Below are 14,760 nucleotides of genomic sequence, written 5' to 3'. Positions count from 1 at the left end.
GTAACCTGATAACTCCCACCCACGTGGGAGTTATTATTTTTTGTCGTAACACCGGAGCTGACATGAAAACCAAACTTAACGAACTGCTTGAATTCCCTACTCCATTTACTTACAAAGTAATGGGGCAGGCGTTGCCTGAGCTGGTTGATCAGGTGGTGGAAGTGGTACAGCGCCATGCGCCTGGTGATTACTCTCCGCAAGTAAAACCGAGCAGCAAGGGTAACTACCACTCGGTCTCTATCACCATCAACGCGACCCATATCGAGCAGGTCGAAACCCTGTACGAAGAGCTGGGCAACATTGAAATCGTCCGGATGGTGCTGTAATCCATTCCCTGACCCGGCCCTGGCGCCGGGTCATCTCTCTCCCGCCCTGCTGTGATATACTCGCCTCCTTAAGTCACTTCTCTCTCTGCGGAGACGTTGTTTTGCAGCATAATAAAATCCTTATCCGTCAACTTGGCCTGCAACCTTATGAACCTGTCTCGCAGGCAATGCATGACTTTACCGACATCCGCGATGAGACAACCCTGGATGAAATCTGGCTGGTAGAACATCACCCGGTCTTTACCCAGGGCCAGGCAGGAAAAGCCGAACACGTTCTGGTTCCCGGTGATATCCCGGTGATTCAAAGCGACCGCGGCGGTCAGGTCACCTATCACGGGCCGGGACAGCAGGTGATGTACGTCCTGCTGAATCTCAAGCGCCGCAAGCTTGGCGTACGCGAGCTGGTGACGCTGCTGGAGCAAACCGTCGTTAACACCCTCGCGGAGTACCAGATAGCATCACATCCGCGCGCTGATGCCCCTGGCGTCTATGTCGGTGAGCAAAAAATCTGTTCGCTTGGCTTACGCATCCGTAAGGGATGCTCATTCCATGGCCTGGCGTTGAATATCGCCATGGACCTGGCACCGTTCCAGCGCATCAACCCCTGCGGATATGCCGGCATGGAGATGGCGCAGATGCGTCAGTGGCAGCCCGATATCACACCGTCAATGGTGGCCCCCCATCTGGTAACCAGCCTGCTGGCCTTGCTCGACCATCCGCCACATGAGTTTGTGACCGCGTAATCATTTTTCTCTCTTTGCGCCCTCCGGGGCGCAATATCCTGCCATCATTTCTCGTTAAGTCATTATATTTGCAATTAAATGCCACTCACGACCGAGCGACTGACCGCTATACTTGCGCTATGCACGATCACAGGAATCACTGAGTGGACAATAATAAGCCTTCACCCGAATTACCCATACCGCAGGAGCGACATCACGACCGCCAGGTACTGCGTGTATTACGCAATGTGGATCTGAACCTGCTGACTATTTTTGAAGCGGTGTATGTTCATAAGGGCATCGTTAATGCCGCAAAAGTCCTGAATATCACCCCCTCAGCCATCAGCCAGTCGATTAACAAACTTCGCACCCTCTTCCCCGACCCGCTGTTTATCCGTAAAGGTCAGGGCGTCACGCCCACGGCTTACGCCACCCACCTTCACCAGTACATCAGTCAGGGGATGGAGTCGTTCCTGAGCGCGCTGGATTTGGCCGGCAGCGCCCATCAGCAACGCGTCATTACCGTGGCGACCTCGCCGAACATCGGGGCCTTAATCCTTCCCGATATCGCTAAGGTGCTGAAACAGCACTTTCCGCAAGTGCTGCTGCATAACGTCGCCATTACCGATGCCACCAGCCAGCTGAATCAACGTCAGGTTGATCTACTGATCGACAGCTTTGCCCACAGCGGCCAGCTTATCGCCCATCATCTGCTGTTTCAGGATCGACTGGTGATGTACTGCCGGGAGGGACATCCGGTTCTGCAGATGCCGTTGAGCGATGAGAACCTGCAGCGCTATGAGTTTGCGCTGATCCTGCCGGAAGGCCAGCGTTACCCCGCCATCCACCGTCAGTTGCAGGAGCATCTGGGGGATCGCCGCTGTGGCTTCAGTAGTTACAATCTGTTTACCCAGGCGGCTATGATCGGCCACAGCGATATGCTTGGCCTGATGCCGGAACGCATGTTTGCCATGATGTCGCAGACCTGGCCGCTTGTGGCGATCGACTACCCACGCCTGCAGCAGGAACGTATTGATGTCTCGCTGCATTACAACCGGCTCAGCGCCCAGGAATCGTTGCTGAATGACATTATCGAGACGGTCCGTCAGGCGTTCCGCCAGGAAAACCCGTGAGGGGAAGCAGAAAACAACAACTATTTTACAATTTGCCGAACGGGCAGGCTGCTTTCTGTCCCGTTTCGATGATATACTGCCTGTCCTTAATTCAAAAATAGTTGATAAATACAACATTTCCTTGAATTGATTCGCTTTCTTTCGTGACTCGCAACTGGAACACGCACGCTATGAGTAAACCCATTGTGATGGAACGCGGTGTTAAGTACCGCGACGCCGATAAAATGGCCCTTATCCCGGTGAAAAACGTGGCAACTGAGCGTGAAGCTCTGCTCAGAAAACCGGAATGGATGAAAATCAAACTTCCGGCTGACTCATCCCGTATCCAGGGTATCAAAGCAGCGATGCGTAAGAACGGCCTGCACTCCGTGTGCGAAGAAGCATCTTGCCCAAACCTGGCGGAGTGCTTCAACCACGGTACCGCAACCTTTATGATCCTCGGCGCGATTTGTACCCGCCGTTGCCCGTTCTGCGACGTCGCCCACGGCCGCCCGGTTACACCGGATGCCAATGAACCGCAGAAACTGGCGCAAACCATCGCCGACATGGCGCTGCGCTATGTCGTTGTAACCTCCGTTGACCGCGATGACCTGCGCGATGGTGGTGCTCAGCACTTTGCCGATTGCATCAGCGCGATCCGTGAGAAAAACCCGACGATCAAGATTGAGACTCTGGTCCCTGACTTCCGTGGCCGTATGGATCGTGCGTTGGATATCCTCACCGTGACGCCGCCAGACGTGTTTAACCACAACCTGGAAAACGTGCCGCGTCTGTATCGTCAGGTGCGTCCGGGCGCTGATTACAACTGGTCGCTGAAACTGCTGGAGCGTTTTAAAGAAGCGCACCCGGAGATCCCGACCAAATCAGGCCTGATGGTGGGTCTTGGCGAAACCAACGAAGAGATCATCGAGGTCATGCGTGACCTGCGCCGTCATGGCGTTACCATGCTCACCCTGGGTCAGTACCTGCAGCCGAGCCGTCACCACCTGCCGGTTCAGCGTTACGTCAGCCCGGATGAGTTTGAAGAGATGAAAGCCGAAGCGCTGGCAATGGGCTTCACCCATGCGGCCTGTGGCCCGTTCGTGCGCTCTTCCTACCACGCCGACCTGCAAGCCAAAGGGATGGAAGTGAAGTAATCTTCACTGCGTCCTTACCGCTGCGTGAAGCCTTTCGCGCAGCGGTCTGTCTTCCCCTTCCCGTTTACCGCCTCCCTGTAACACCTGGTTGCATTTTTGGGCCTTCAGCCTTCATCTTTACCAACACGCGGCCATAAAAAAGGCCACAGCGGTTTGCGCTGCAGCCTCTTCTGACGTTCAGGCTCATGCCTGACGGTTACACCTTCCCGTCGTCGGGGAACGCGCCTTTAATTACTCTTTATGAGAGAGTTTCTGTGCCGGAGCTTCTGCTTCCGCACTGGTTTTTTTCGCACTATCATCGTCATCATTCATGGCTTTTTTGAAGCCTTTGATAGCGGAACCCAGGTCTCCACCCAGCGTACGTAATTTTTTGGTACCAAACACTAAGATAATCAGTGCTGCGACCACCAGCAGTTTGGTAATACTAATCTCACCCATAGCTTACAACCTTCTTCTCTAATACACGCTGCGAATACGCCATCATACACGCGAACAATTAACGGCTATTTGACGCGCGGACACAATAGCAATCTGTAACAAGGTGAATCAAGCCTTGTTTAAAAAAACGTCACAATAATTGCGGTGGCGCAAAGCGCCGGTTCATTAAGACCGGCAAACGTTCGCGTACCTGGCGGAGCACCTCGCCAGAGAGCTCGGCGACAATCATCTGCGGCCGGTCCGTCGCCCCTGCGAGCGTCATCCCCAACGGGTCGACAATCCGGCTTTGGCCGATATTACGGGTGCCGCACTCTCCTGCCGCCACCAGGTAACAGGTCGTATCCAGCGCCCTGGCCGCCAGTAGCGTAGCCCAGTGATGCTCTTTCATCGGCCCACGCACCCACGCCGTCGGTAATACCAGCACGTCTGCCCCCTTCAGCGCCAACGCTAACGCCAGCTCAGGGAAGCGTAGATCGTAGCAGGTCATCAGGCCAACCCGCATCCCGTCAACCTCAATCAGCGGAGGGATCTGCTGGCCCGCATCGACAAGACGCGACTCCTGCATCGAAAAGGCATCATAGAGATGGAGCTTCTGGTACTGCGCGATAACCTCACCCTGACGTATCGCCACCAGCGTGTTGGTTGCTCGTCCTTCACCAGAAGGGACATGCACCGTCAGCACCGTGGTGAGCGCGTTGTTTCGGCTCTCCCCGCACAGCTGCTGCAGAAAGCCCCCATCGATCTCCTGTGCCGATTTAACCGACAAATCAGGATCGCTATCGTCACGAGCCAGTAATGCTTCCGGTAAAACCAGCAAGGATACGCCCTGCCCGGCCGCCTGCTTCATCAACTCTACGCAGGTTTGCGCATTGGTTTTCCAGTCCGGCGTGACGGCAAATTGTCCAGCAGCAGCCAACATCGTGGTCTCCCCTCAGGTATTTCGTAGCCAGCCACGCAGTGTGCGCGCTACACTCGTTCCTATATTAACTAATTAGCAGGGAATGAGTGTGTCACAACTACTTTTAGCCGTTTTTGTTGGTGGCGGCACCGGCAGCGTGTTGCGCTGGTGGCTAGGTATGAAGTTCAATCCAATGCATCATGCGATTCCCATCGGTACGCTGACGGCGAACCTTCTGGGCGCGTTTATCATTGGTGCCGGGCTGGCATGGTTTAACCGCCTGACCGACATTGACCCGATGTGGAAGCTGCTGATCACCACCGGATTCTGCGGCGGGCTGACCACCTTTTCTACCTTCTCCGCAGAAGTCGTGTTCCTGCTGCAACAGGGCCGCTTCAGCTGGGCGCTGCTCAATATCGTGGTCAATTTATTAGGCTCATTTGCCATGACCGCGGCGGCATTCTGGATCTTTTCCCACGCCAGTCGCTGACAACAGGCAAAAAAAAACCCGCTAAAAGCGGGTTTTTATATTCTACTGACGCAATGCTTAGATAGCGTTTACGTTTGCAGCAGAAGGGCCTTTGGCACCGTTAGTGATTTCGAACTCTACACGCTGACCTTCAGCCAGAGTTTTGAAACCGTTGGACTGGATTGCAGAGAAATGTACGAATACATCTTTGCTGCCATCTTCCGGAGTAATGAAACCGAATCCTTTGGACTCATTAAACCACTTAACGTTACCTTTAATCTTAGACATCAAAATTACCTTTATATGAAAAAAAGACACTAATCTGTGTCGGACACCAGTACACCAATTGCAGTGCCTTTTGTCCAGCCTAACTTTGTTAAAAAGTGACAAAAGTCGCTATCTTTTTTAGTGGGCCACGCCTTAGTTGTTGTTTTTGCACAGGAGTGACGGTTTATCTCTTTTACTGCTAAGTTATGCCAGATTTAAAACTGAATACGGGCCCACGCGAAGTAAACGTTGCCGTTATTATAGGTGCCGGGGATATAGGTCATCTGGAAAGTAGCAGGGCCATAACCAATTGATGCCAAAGGTAATATTACCGGGATTGGAATGTAGTTCCAGTTGTCTCGTGCCGTCACGCCCAGCGTGTAGCCGAGGCCCAGATGGAAGTTTTCGTCCGCCAACGGGCGCCAGGTTTTTTCCCAGCCGTAGCCGCCGATGGGCTCCCATTTGTTATATGAGTCTTTAAACGCCATCAGGTACAGGCCATGCCAGTTACCTTTGTCATCCCAACGCGTTACACCAAACCCCGCCCCCCAGGGACGTTCGTTGTACTTATCGGTTTTTTCTTTGTCGTAAGCGAAGCGGGCATGCCAGGTGATCGCGGGAACATACAGATCGTAGTGCTCAGGTTCCTGCCAGGTTTGCGCCACGTTATTGCTTAAGGTGGTGTACCCGTCGCTAATCGTCGAACTAAACGACGCATTCGCCGCGCGGCAAGAGAGCAAGATCCCAAGGAGAACGAGGAAAAACGGTACGATCTGACGTTGTTTCAACACTATTTTATTACCAATGTCTATGCTAGAGCTCACAAAGATAACAAGTGTAAACTTGATATTACCTTAACGAAACCAGGCAAATTCCTGTTTTTGCCTCGAGAAAACCCCCGCATTCGTTTTTCGCATTTTGTGATGATCGCCTCCCCTTCGTTGATGAGCACCGGGTTCTCATCGATTTATTGATTTGCATCAGCATGTTTAGCCCATTTTTTCGGCACATTCGCTCACTTAATTTTTTCTTCAGTTTATTTATTAGCAGATTCTTTTGGTTAAGGGCTTAGGGGTAAATAATGCTTACGCTAGTTGAAATCCTCATTGGGATTGTGGTCATTGTGGGGGTGGCCCGCTATATCATCAAAGGGTACTCCGCCACCGGCGTGCTGTTTGTTGGCGGTTTGACACTGCTGATCGTCAGCGCGTTGATGGGACATAAGATTTTACCGGGTGAGACAAAAAGCACCGGTTATTCCGCCACGGATATTATCGAATACGTCAAAATCCTGTTGATGAGCCGTGGCGGCGATCTCGGCATGATGATCATGATGCTCTGCGGATTTGCCACCTATATGACCCATATTGGCGCCAACGACATGGTGGTCAAGCTGGCCTCAAAACCGCTGCGCTACATTAACTCTCCCTATCTGCTGATGATTGCGGCCTACTTCGTGGCCTGCCTGATGTCGCTGGCCGTCTCATCGGCCACCGGCCTTGGCGTATTGCTGATGGCAACCCTGTTCCCGGTCATGGTTAACGTCGGGATCAGTCGTGGCGCCGCCGCCGCCATTTGCGCCTCGCCGGCCGCGATTATTCTCTCGCCGACCTCTGGTGACGTAGTGCTGGCCGCCAAAGCGGCGGAAATGCCGTTAATCGACTTCGCATTTAAAACCACCCTGCCAATTTCCATCGTCGCGATTATCAGCATGGCCATCGCCCACTTCTTCTGGCAGCGCTATCTGGATAAAAAAGAGAACGTCGTTCATGAAATGCTCGATGTGAATGAAATCACCACCACCGCCCCTTCCTTCTATGCCCTGCTGCCGTTTACGCCGATTATCGGCGTGCTGATTTTTGACGGCAAATGGGGTCCGGAGCTGCATATTATCGCCATTCTGGTAATCTGCATGCTGCTGGCGGCGGTGCTGGAATTCTTCCGCGGTTTCAATACGCAAAACGTCTTCGCGGGGCTGGAAGTCGCCTACCGTGGGATGGCCGATGCGTTTGCCGGCGTGGTCATGCTGTTAGTCGCCGCTGGGGTCTTTGCCCAGGGGCTGAGCACCATCGGCTTTATTAACAGCCTGATTTCCATTGCCACCTCGTTTGGTTCGGCGAGCATTATTCTGATGCTGGTGCTGGTGATCCTCACCATGCTTGCAGCCATGACCACCGGTTCTGGTAACGCCCCGTTCTACGCCTTCGTGGAGATGATCCCCAAGCTGGCCCACTCGTCGGGCATCAACCCGGCCTACCTGTCGATTCCGATGCTGCAGGCCTCCAACCTCGGCCGCACGATTTCACCGGTTTCTGGTGTCGTGGTAGCGGTGGCCGGCATGGCGAAAATATCGCCGTTTGAAGTGGTGAAACGCACCTCCGTTCCGGTGATCGTCGGGCTGATAGTGGTGATTATCGCCACCGAAGTGCTGGTCCCCGGCAGCGCCATGTAATAAACGCGAAAAGGCGCCAGCAGGCGCCTTTTTTGTGCTTTAATATTTTCCTGTAAATCATTGTCATCCACCACCAGGAATAAACATGTTCAGGAAGGAATTCGCCGCCCTTGCCCTCTTATTAACGGCAACCCAGGCCGGTGCTGAACCGCTCACCGCAACGCAATATGGCGATTTTGACCGCTACGTGCTGGCTTTGTCATGGCAAACGGGGTTCTGCCAGAGCATGCATGACCGCAACCGCAGCGAACCAGAAGAGTGCCGTTTGCAGCAGGAGCTGCCCAACAAAGCCGATTTCTTGACGGTTCACGGTCTCTGGCCGGGGCTACCGAAATCCGTTGCGGCCCGTGGGGTTGACGAGCGACGCTGGATGCGTTTTGGTTGTGCCACGCGCCCGGTGCCCAATATGCCGGAAGTGAAAGGCAGTAAAAAATGCCAGGCCGCCGAGACCGGCTTGTCGCTGGAGATGGCCAACAAACTCAATAGCGTGATGCCCGGTGCTGGCGGCAACTCGTGCCTTGAGCGGTACGAATACGCCAAACACGGCGTCTGTTTTGGTTTCGACCCCGATAGCTACTTCGGGACCATGGTGCGCCTTGATGAAGACGTGAAACGCAGTTCGCTGGGCGCTTTCCTGGTGAAACACTACGGGCAAAAGGTCAGCCGTGACGACTTCTATGCGGCAATCGCCCAGACCTACGGTAAGCAAAGCGTCAAAGCATTCAAACTAACCTGTAACGGCAATCCGTCCTATCTGACCGAAATACAAATCGCCATCAAAGCGACCGCCATCAACCAGCCCCTCTCTGCCGACGCCTTCCTGCCCCAGCCACACCCGGGGAATTGCGGCCAGCAGTTTATTATAGATAAAGCCGGTAACTGACCGCAGCGCGGGTAACCTGAACGGATAAATGTCAGCATCACCTCACACTGAACGTGAGTTAATGTGCGTTTAATCACTTCAAACTACCGACAAGTCTCAGTATGATGGGAAGACATTAACCCTTGCCCTTTTCGGTGAGGGTTTTCTTTTACGGACAGGTTCCTGGATAACATGGAGTATGCGATGACCAGACCCGCAATCATCATTAATGAGCTTGATGCCGAACGCATCGACAAGCTGCTGGAGCAGCCGGCTTATGCCAATTCCCCGGTCGCAGACGCGCTGAACGACGAACTGGATCGCGCACAGATGCTGGCACCGGCGGCGATGCCGCACGATGTTGTCAGTATGAACAGCAAAGTCAGATTCCGTGATTTGACCAGCGGTGAAGAACGCGTGCGGACATTGGTGTTTCCTTCGCAGGTCACCGATAGCGCCACTCAGCTTTCGGTGCTCGCCCCCGTCGGCGCAGCGCTGCTCGGGCTGAAAGTCGGCAGCACCATTCACTGGGAATTACCAGGTGGCGCCGCGGCACACCTTGAGGTGCTCGAGCTGCTGTACCAGCCAGAAGCCGCCGGTGAGTTTCATCGTTAATTCCTCCGCTGCCTGAAGCATTACGCTTTATTCAGAGGATGCCCTGCATCCTCTTTCTGCCTCTCGTTTCTGCCCCTCTCCTTGCCCCTACTGACGCCTGACAAAATTTTACGCCCCTTTGCGCCTGAGCCGACAGTTTTGCGACCTGAATGACACTATAAGCTTGTATAATGTGTTGATATAGAAACAGTCGAACAAGGAGGAATGCATATGTATAACACTATCATTATGCCGGTTGATGTTTTTGAGATGGAGTTGAGCGACAAGGCCGTCCGCCACGCGGAGTTTTTGGCCCAGCAGGACGGAATTATTCACCTGCTCCACGTATTACCCGGGTCGTCCAGCTTCACGATGAGCCGCTTTACCGCCGATCTGCGTCGCTTTGAAGAGCATTTACAGCACGAGGCGGAGACCCGGCTGAAAACTATGGCCGGTCATTTCAGCATCGACCCTTCGCGGATAAAAATGCACGTCCGTTTTGGCAACGTGCGCGATATGGTGAACGAGCTGGCGAACGAAATTAAAGCCGATGTGGTGGTTATTGGTTCCCGCAATCCGTCAATCAGTACCCATCTGCTCGGCTCTAATGCCTCGAGCGTTATTCGCCACGCCCATATTCCGGTGATGGTGGTCAGATAAGCGTCTCCGCGCTGACCAGAAAGAAAAGAAAAGAGGCTACCCATGGGTAGCCTCTTTGATATGCAGGTATAGTCTTACGCTTTTTTTTATGCTGTTTTGGTGCGAATCAGATAATCAAAGGAGCTCAGGGATGCTTTCGCCCCTTCGCCCGCGGCGATAATAATCTGTTTGTACGGCACGGTGGTGCAGTCGCCCGCAGCAAACACGCCTTTGACGTTAGTTTCGCATTTCGCATCGATGATAATTTCACCCATCCGATTGCGTTCAATGGTGCCTTCCAGCCAGGTGGTGTTCGGCAACAGTCCGATCTGCACGAAAATCCCCGCCAGCGCCACGTGGTGTTCATCGCCGCTCACCCGGTCGCGATACTGCAGTCCGGTGACTTTGCTGCCGTCGCCGGTCACTTCCGTGGTCTGCGCATTCAGAATGATATCGACATTTTTCAGGCTGCGGACTTTATCCTGCAGCACCTGATCCGCTTTCATCTCCGGAGCGAACTCCAGCAGCGTAACGTGCTCAACCAGCCCGGCCAGATCGATGGCCGCTTCAACGCCGGAGTTACCGCCGCCGATGACCGCCACACGCTTACCTTTAAACAGCGGGCCGTCGCAGTGCGGGCAATAGGTCACCCCTTTGGTACGATACTGGTCTTCACCCGGCACGTTCATGTTACGCCATTTCGCACCGGTGGCAATGATCACGCTGCGCGCTTGCAGCACTGCGCCCGAGGCGGTTTCAACCTGATGCAGGCCGCCTTCAACTGCTGCCGGGATCAGTTTTGCCGCGCTCTGAGAGTCAATCACATCGACGTTATAGTCGTTAACGTGGGCTTTTAACGCCCCGGCCAGCTTCTGCCCTTCCGTTTTCGGTACCGAGATATAGTTTTCGATATCGACGGTATCCAGCACCTGGCCACCGAAACGCTCACCCATCAGACCGGTACGAATACCTTTACGTGCAGAGTAGACCGCAGCAGCGGCACCTGACGGGCCAGAACCAACAATCAGCACGTCATAGGCATCACGTTTGTTCAGCTCTTCTGCCGCCCGTTTTTCCGCGCCGGTATCGACCTTCGCAACAATTTCCGCCAGCGTCATACGACCCTGACCAAACTCATTGCCGTTGAGGTACACCGCCGGCACGCCCATGACGTTGCGATCGGTTATCTCATTCTGGAAGGTGCCGCCGTCAATCGCGGTATGCTTAATACGCGGGTTCAGCACCGCCATCAGGTTCAGCGCCTGCACCACGTCCGGGCAGTTGTGGCAGGAGAGCGAGTAGTAGGTTTCGAACTCGAAATCACCGTCCAGCGCGCTAATCTGCTCCAGCAGAGACTGGGTCTCTTTCGAAGGATGACCGCCGGTCCACAGCAGCGCCAGCACCAGAGAGGTGAACTCGTGTCCCAGCGGCGAGCCGGCAAAACGCGGTCCCTGAAGCGAGCCAGGATTAGCGATCAGGAAAGAAGGCTTGCGGACAGGCAAGCTGTTGTCTTCTTTGAAGGTCACTTTTTCCGACAGTTCGGCGATTTCAACCAGCAGTTCCTTGATTTCCGCCGATTTGGCGCTGTCATCCAGTGTGGCAATCAGCTCAACCGGCTTAGTCAGTTTCTCAAGGTAGGCCTTAAGCTGGGTTTTCATGTTGGTATCGAGCATGGTTCTTCCCTCTCTAAAAACGTCATCATGCAAGCTGCCTTATAAGACAACCTGAATGCGGCTTGCATCATGGTATTTGAAAAAACGGGCACAGCGATGCACCCGTTGAATAAAACGAATTTCCTTTGAATTTCCCGTCAGGGCAAGGCGGCTAGCCTGAGAATCCCCGGAGCTTACTCAAGTAAGTGACCGGGGTGACCAGGTGACGCCAACGCCGCCATGGCGTGAAAGACATGGCAATTTTAGATTTTGCCAACCAGGTCCAGAGATGGAGCCAGCGTCGCTTCGCCTTCTTTCCATTTCGCCGGGCAGACTTCGCCTGGGTGAGAAGCAACGTACTGAGCCGCTTTGATTTTACGCAGCAGGTCAGAAGCGTCACGGCCGATACCTTCAGCGGTAACTTCGATGGCCTGGATGATACCCTGCGGGTCAACAACGAAGGTGGCACGGTCAGCCAGGCCTTCATCTTCACGCATGTTTTCGAAGTTACGGGTCAGGGCGCCAGTCGGGTCACCGATCATCGCATATTTGATTTTTGCGATGGTGTCAGAGCTGCTGTGCCATGCTTTGTGGGTGAAATGGGTGTCGGTAGAAACGGAATACACGTCTACGCCCAGTTTCTGCAGTTCTTCGTAATGGTCAGCAACGTCGCCCAGCTCGGTCGGACATACGAAGGTGAAGTCAGCCGGATAGAAGAAGAATACGCTCCAACGGCCTTCGGTGTCTTTCTCAGTGACTTCGATGAACTCACCGTTTTTGAATGCCTGGTTTTTAAAAGGTTTGATCTTAGTGTTAATCAAGGACATCTATACTTCCTCCGTGTTTTCGTTGAGGTCTAAGTTAACGAACTTTTCCTGATTCGACCAATGCGTTTGCATTATCAAATCAATAAGCGATATCTAACAACCGCAACAAGACAACTTTGTGAACCTGTCGCGATGAACGCCACTTTTCGCTACTTTTGCATCCCACAGCCCTGAACGTAAAAAGGCCACCTTATTCAGGCGGCCCCGTTACCTGAAATACCCGCAGGTAGGTTCAGTGCCAGACAAGCTGGCTATGCGTTGCGCTCTACATTAACCTTAATGTAACAGCAGGCCGATTACACCATCCGTAGATTCAAAGGGCAATCGGCCCATCAGCAGGTCTTACCTATAACTGTAATAGGCTGCACCATGCCTTCACCTTACGCATTGATTTAACAAGGAATAATTATGTTTAAGCGTCTGCTTTTTCTGAGTTTTTTACCCCTTTTTAGCCAGGCAGAAGATCTTCCGGCACCCGTAAAAGCGATAGAAAAACAGGGTATCACCATTATCAAACCCTTCGAGGCGCCGGGTGGAGTGAAAGGCTGGCTGGGGAAATACCAGGACATGGGCGTCGCCATCTACCTGACGCCAGACGGCAAGCATGCTATTTCCGGCTACATGTACGACGAAAACGGCACCAACCTCAGTGAGCAGCTGTTCCAGAAAGAACTCTACACCCCGGCAGGACAGGCCATGTGGAAGAAAATGGAAGCCGCCAGCTGGTTGCTGGAAGGGAAAAAAGAGGCGCCGGTTATCCTGTATGTCTTTGCCGATCCTTTCTGTCCCTACTGCCTGCAGTTCTGGCAACAGGCCCGCCCGTGGGTCGAGTCAGGTAAAGTTCAGATCCGTACCCTGTTAGTCGGCGTTATCAAACCAGAAAGCCAGGCGACCGCTGCCGCGATTCTGGCTACCCCTGACCCGGCAAAAACCTGGCATGACTACGAGCAGTCCGGCGGCAAGGTGAAAATTGATATCCCCGGCAATCTTTCCTCGGAGAAGATGAAGGTCGTCAGCGATAACCAACAGCTCATGGATCAGCTCGGGGCCAACGCTACTCCGGCGATTTACTACATGAATAAAGATAATATGTTGCAACAGGTGGTCGGATTGCCTGAAGCCGATAAATTACCGGCTATCATGGGAGATAAATAGTCCACCTTAAATATCATGCCCCGCCAGGCTCTTATGCTAAAAGAGCCTGGCTAATTAGGCGCGAGTCAGATACATTTGCTATCAGTTATCGCTAGCGCCATGATTAATTCACACAAACAATTATTGAAACCAATAAAATACAAATAATAAATAACACTTAACACCACGACTGAATATGGATATTAGCCATGGCGAATCTGTATGGCCTTAAAAAATTCGACCTTAACTTATTAATTATTTTTGCCTGCGTCTATCGGCATCTGAGCATCAGCCGGGCGGCGGAAACCCTGTTTATTACCCCCTCGGCGGTTAGTCAGTCTTTACAGCGACTGCGTAATCAGTTCAATGACCCTCTTTTTATTCGCAGCGGGAAAGGGATTGCGCCCACCGATACTGCCACCAGACTGTATGCCCGGCTTGAAAAAAACCTGTACCAACTTGAACAGACGCTCAACCACGCCGGCGATATCGACTTAAGAAAGCGCTTTGTTATCTATAGTCCACAGCTCTTTATTACACCTGAATCATCTCGGCTAATCAGAGCTCTGTATCAGTTTCCCACTTTGCAGGTGGAGCACCACGACCTGCAACTAATGGGCGAAACGGTAGAAACGTTACTTTCACAGCGCAAAGCGGACCTGATACTGACGTTATCTCCGCATGCAAGTCCGGAGACCCTGTGCCAGCCTTTTCAGGAGATTGAAATGGCGCTCGTGTGCCGTCAGAACCACCCAAGGGCTGCAGAAATGACCTCCGCGAAGGCGGTTCGCGACGCAAACTTCACAAGCTATATCACCAATGATCCCGGCGTAAAAATATTCCATTCGCAAACAAAAAAATTATTTCCACCACGCACCATCGCCTTTCGCAGCGACTCGTTGATGGCAATCATCGACATGATCAACCATAGCGATTTGATCGGGTTTATTCCAAAAACAGTTTTCGAACATCCACTTTTCAACCTGAATCTGAAAGTGCTGCCTGTAACAGTACCTTCGCTGATGACTTACATCATTTACAGCCGGAACCGGATGAATACGCAGCCCTTCACATCGCTGATAAAAACAAACACAGCAAAAATAAATAAACAACAACTGATAAACCAACCAAATAAATAACAGTAAGACAAGAGCCAGTATTTTCTGATGAAACAGAACAGTAAGCAAAAAAGTAAATAGAACAGTTAATCG

General features: G+C 52.8%; 17 protein-coding genes. 11 read left to right on the top strand and 6 right to left on the bottom strand.

Features of this window, described 5'->3' with window-relative positions:
- Nucleotides 1-62 precede the first annotated feature (62 nt).
- The 4 genes from ybeD (at nt 63) to lipA (ending at nt 3,317) form a co-directional block, all read left to right on the top strand.
- Entirely contained in the window at nt 63-326 is a 264-nt protein-coding gene (gene ybeD, locus EDF82_RS12880; protein ID WP_041144576.1) for a DUF493 family protein YbeD, read from the top strand.
- 101 nt (nt 327-427) lie between these two features.
- Nucleotides 428-1,069, top strand: a complete 642-nt coding sequence (gene lipB, locus EDF82_RS12875; RefSeq protein ID WP_123755938.1) for a lipoyl(octanoyl) transferase LipB — start codon at nt 428-430, stop codon at nt 1,067-1,069.
- A 143-nt stretch (nt 1,070-1,212) separates the two neighbouring features.
- Nucleotides 1,213-2,181 carry a YbeF family transcriptional regulator gene (locus tag EDF82_RS12870; RefSeq protein WP_123755937.1) on the top strand — a complete coding sequence of 323 codons (969 nt, stop codon included), beginning with the start codon at nt 1,213-1,215 and terminating at the stop codon, nt 2,179-2,181.
- Between the two features lie 170 nt (nt 2,182-2,351).
- Nucleotides 2,352-3,317: a lipoyl synthase gene (gene lipA, locus EDF82_RS12860; RefSeq protein WP_123755935.1), complete on the top strand. Its 966-nt coding sequence runs from the start codon at nt 2,352-2,354 to the stop codon at nt 3,315-3,317.
- Between the two features lie 231 nt (nt 3,318-3,548).
- Here the strand turns inward: lipA and tatE are convergent, their stop codons facing one another.
- Both tatE and EDF82_RS12850 read right to left on the bottom strand, forming a co-directional pair.
- A complete protein-coding gene (tatE, locus tag EDF82_RS12855; protein ID WP_123755934.1) occupies nt 3,549-3,755 on the bottom strand; it encodes a twin-arginine translocase subunit TatE in 207 nt (68 codons plus the stop codon).
- A gap of 130 nt (nt 3,756-3,885) precedes the next feature.
- Complete coding sequence (locus tag EDF82_RS12850; RefSeq protein WP_123755933.1) at nt 3,886-4,674, bottom strand: deaminated glutathione amidase; 789 nt, start codon at nt 4,672-4,674, stop codon at nt 3,886-3,888.
- Between the two features lie 82 nt (nt 4,675-4,756).
- Here EDF82_RS12850 and crcB point away from each other — a divergent pair, with 82 nt between their 5' ends.
- A complete protein-coding gene (gene crcB / locus EDF82_RS12845; protein ID WP_154143473.1) occupies nt 4,757-5,143 on the top strand; it encodes a fluoride efflux transporter CrcB in 387 nt (128 codons plus the stop codon).
- Nucleotides 5,144-5,200: 57 nt separating this feature from the next.
- Here crcB and cspE read toward each other — a convergent pair whose 3' ends face one another.
- Both cspE and pagP read right to left on the bottom strand, forming a co-directional pair.
- Nucleotides 5,201-5,410: a transcription antiterminator/RNA stability regulator CspE gene (cspE, locus tag EDF82_RS12840; protein ID WP_004859511.1), complete on the bottom strand. Its 210-nt coding sequence runs from the start codon at nt 5,408-5,410 to the stop codon at nt 5,201-5,203.
- Between the two features lie 194 nt (nt 5,411-5,604).
- Nucleotides 5,605-6,180, bottom strand: coding sequence for a lipid IV(A) palmitoyltransferase PagP (pagP, locus tag EDF82_RS12835; RefSeq protein WP_370453884.1), 576 nt, complete (start codon nt 6,178-6,180; stop codon nt 5,605-5,607).
- Between the two features lie 290 nt (nt 6,181-6,470).
- On the opposite strand from pagP, the gene dcuC reads away from it, so the two are divergent.
- The 4 genes from dcuC (at nt 6,471) to uspG (ending at nt 9,957) form a co-directional block, all read left to right on the top strand.
- Nucleotides 6,471-7,841 (top strand): anaerobic C4-dicarboxylate transporter DcuC, encoded by a 1,371-nt coding sequence (dcuC, locus tag EDF82_RS12830; protein WP_123755931.1) that lies wholly within the window; start codon nt 6,471-6,473, stop codon nt 7,839-7,841.
- 85 nt (nt 7,842-7,926) lie between these two features.
- Nucleotides 7,927-8,724, top strand: a complete 798-nt coding sequence (gene rna, locus EDF82_RS12825; RefSeq protein ID WP_123755930.1) for a ribonuclease I — start codon at nt 7,927-7,929, stop codon at nt 8,722-8,724.
- Between the two features lie 183 nt (nt 8,725-8,907).
- Nucleotides 8,908-9,318: a nucleoside diphosphate kinase regulator gene (rnk, locus tag EDF82_RS12820; RefSeq protein ID WP_123755929.1), complete on the top strand. Its 411-nt coding sequence runs from the start codon at nt 8,908-8,910 to the stop codon at nt 9,316-9,318.
- Nucleotides 9,319-9,528: 210 nt separating this feature from the next.
- Nucleotides 9,529-9,957 (top strand): universal stress protein UspG, encoded by a 429-nt coding sequence (gene uspG / locus EDF82_RS12815; protein ID WP_123755928.1) that lies wholly within the window; start codon nt 9,529-9,531, stop codon nt 9,955-9,957.
- A gap of 86 nt (nt 9,958-10,043) precedes the next feature.
- On the opposite strand, the gene ahpF is transcribed toward uspG, so the two are convergent.
- Nucleotides 10,044-11,609 (bottom strand): alkyl hydroperoxide reductase subunit F, encoded by a 1,566-nt coding sequence (gene ahpF / locus EDF82_RS12810; RefSeq protein WP_123755927.1) that lies wholly within the window; start codon nt 11,607-11,609, stop codon nt 10,044-10,046.
- Nucleotides 11,610-11,851: 242 nt separating this feature from the next.
- A complete protein-coding gene (ahpC, locus tag EDF82_RS12805; protein WP_123755926.1) occupies nt 11,852-12,415 on the bottom strand; it encodes an alkyl hydroperoxide reductase subunit C in 564 nt (187 codons plus the stop codon).
- A 408-nt stretch (nt 12,416-12,823) separates the two neighbouring features.
- Here ahpC and dsbG point away from each other — a divergent pair, with 408 nt between their 5' ends.
- Nucleotides 12,824-13,570: a thiol:disulfide interchange protein DsbG gene (gene dsbG, locus EDF82_RS12800; protein ID WP_123755925.1), complete on the top strand. Its 747-nt coding sequence runs from the start codon at nt 12,824-12,826 to the stop codon at nt 13,568-13,570.
- Between the two features lie 188 nt (nt 13,571-13,758).
- Complete coding sequence (locus tag EDF82_RS12795; RefSeq protein WP_123755924.1) at nt 13,759-14,688, top strand: LysR family transcriptional regulator; 930 nt, start codon at nt 13,759-13,761, stop codon at nt 14,686-14,688.
- Nucleotides 14,689-14,760 lie beyond the last annotated feature (72 nt).

The organism is Klebsiella sp. BIGb0399, assembly GCF_003752615.1.
Classification (GTDB): Bacteria; Pseudomonadota; Gammaproteobacteria; order Enterobacterales; family Enterobacteriaceae; genus Klebsiella; species Klebsiella lignicola.
The sequence above is the reverse complement of the archived record's forward strand: the minus strand, read 5'-3'. Positions and strand labels throughout refer to the sequence as shown.

Coding starts and splice junctions, on each gene's coding strand:
- ybeD (WP_041144576.1), top strand. CDS start 63: ATGAAAACCAAACTTAACGAACTGCTTGAATTCCCTACTCCATTTACT.
- lipA (WP_123755935.1), top strand. CDS start 2,352: ATGAGTAAACCCATTGTGATGGAACGCGGTGTTAAGTACCGCGACGCC.
- tatE (WP_123755934.1), bottom strand. CDS start 3,755: ATGGGTGAGATTAGTATTACCAAACTGCTGGTGGTCGCAGCACTGATT.
- EDF82_RS12850 (WP_123755933.1), bottom strand. CDS start 4,674: ATGTTGGCTGCTGCTGGACAATTTGCCGTCACGCCGGACTGGAAAACC.
- crcB (WP_154143473.1), top strand. CDS start 4,757: ATGAGTGTGTCACAACTACTTTTAGCCGTTTTTGTTGGTGGCGGCACC.
- cspE (WP_004859511.1), bottom strand. CDS start 5,410: ATGTCTAAGATTAAAGGTAACGTTAAGTGGTTTAATGAGTCCAAAGGA.
- dcuC (WP_123755931.1), top strand. CDS start 6,471: ATGCTTACGCTAGTTGAAATCCTCATTGGGATTGTGGTCATTGTGGGG.
- rna (WP_123755930.1), top strand. CDS start 7,927: ATGTTCAGGAAGGAATTCGCCGCCCTTGCCCTCTTATTAACGGCAACC.
- rnk (WP_123755929.1), top strand. CDS start 8,908: ATGACCAGACCCGCAATCATCATTAATGAGCTTGATGCCGAACGCATC.
- uspG (WP_123755928.1), top strand. CDS start 9,529: ATGTATAACACTATCATTATGCCGGTTGATGTTTTTGAGATGGAGTTG.
- ahpF (WP_123755927.1), bottom strand. CDS start 11,609: ATGCTCGATACCAACATGAAAACCCAGCTTAAGGCCTACCTTGAGAAA.
- ahpC (WP_123755926.1), bottom strand. CDS start 12,415: ATGTCCTTGATTAACACTAAGATCAAACCTTTTAAAAACCAGGCATTC.
- dsbG (WP_123755925.1), top strand. CDS start 12,824: ATGTTTAAGCGTCTGCTTTTTCTGAGTTTTTTACCCCTTTTTAGCCAG.
- EDF82_RS12795 (WP_123755924.1), top strand. CDS start 13,759: ATGGCGAATCTGTATGGCCTTAAAAAATTCGACCTTAACTTATTAATT.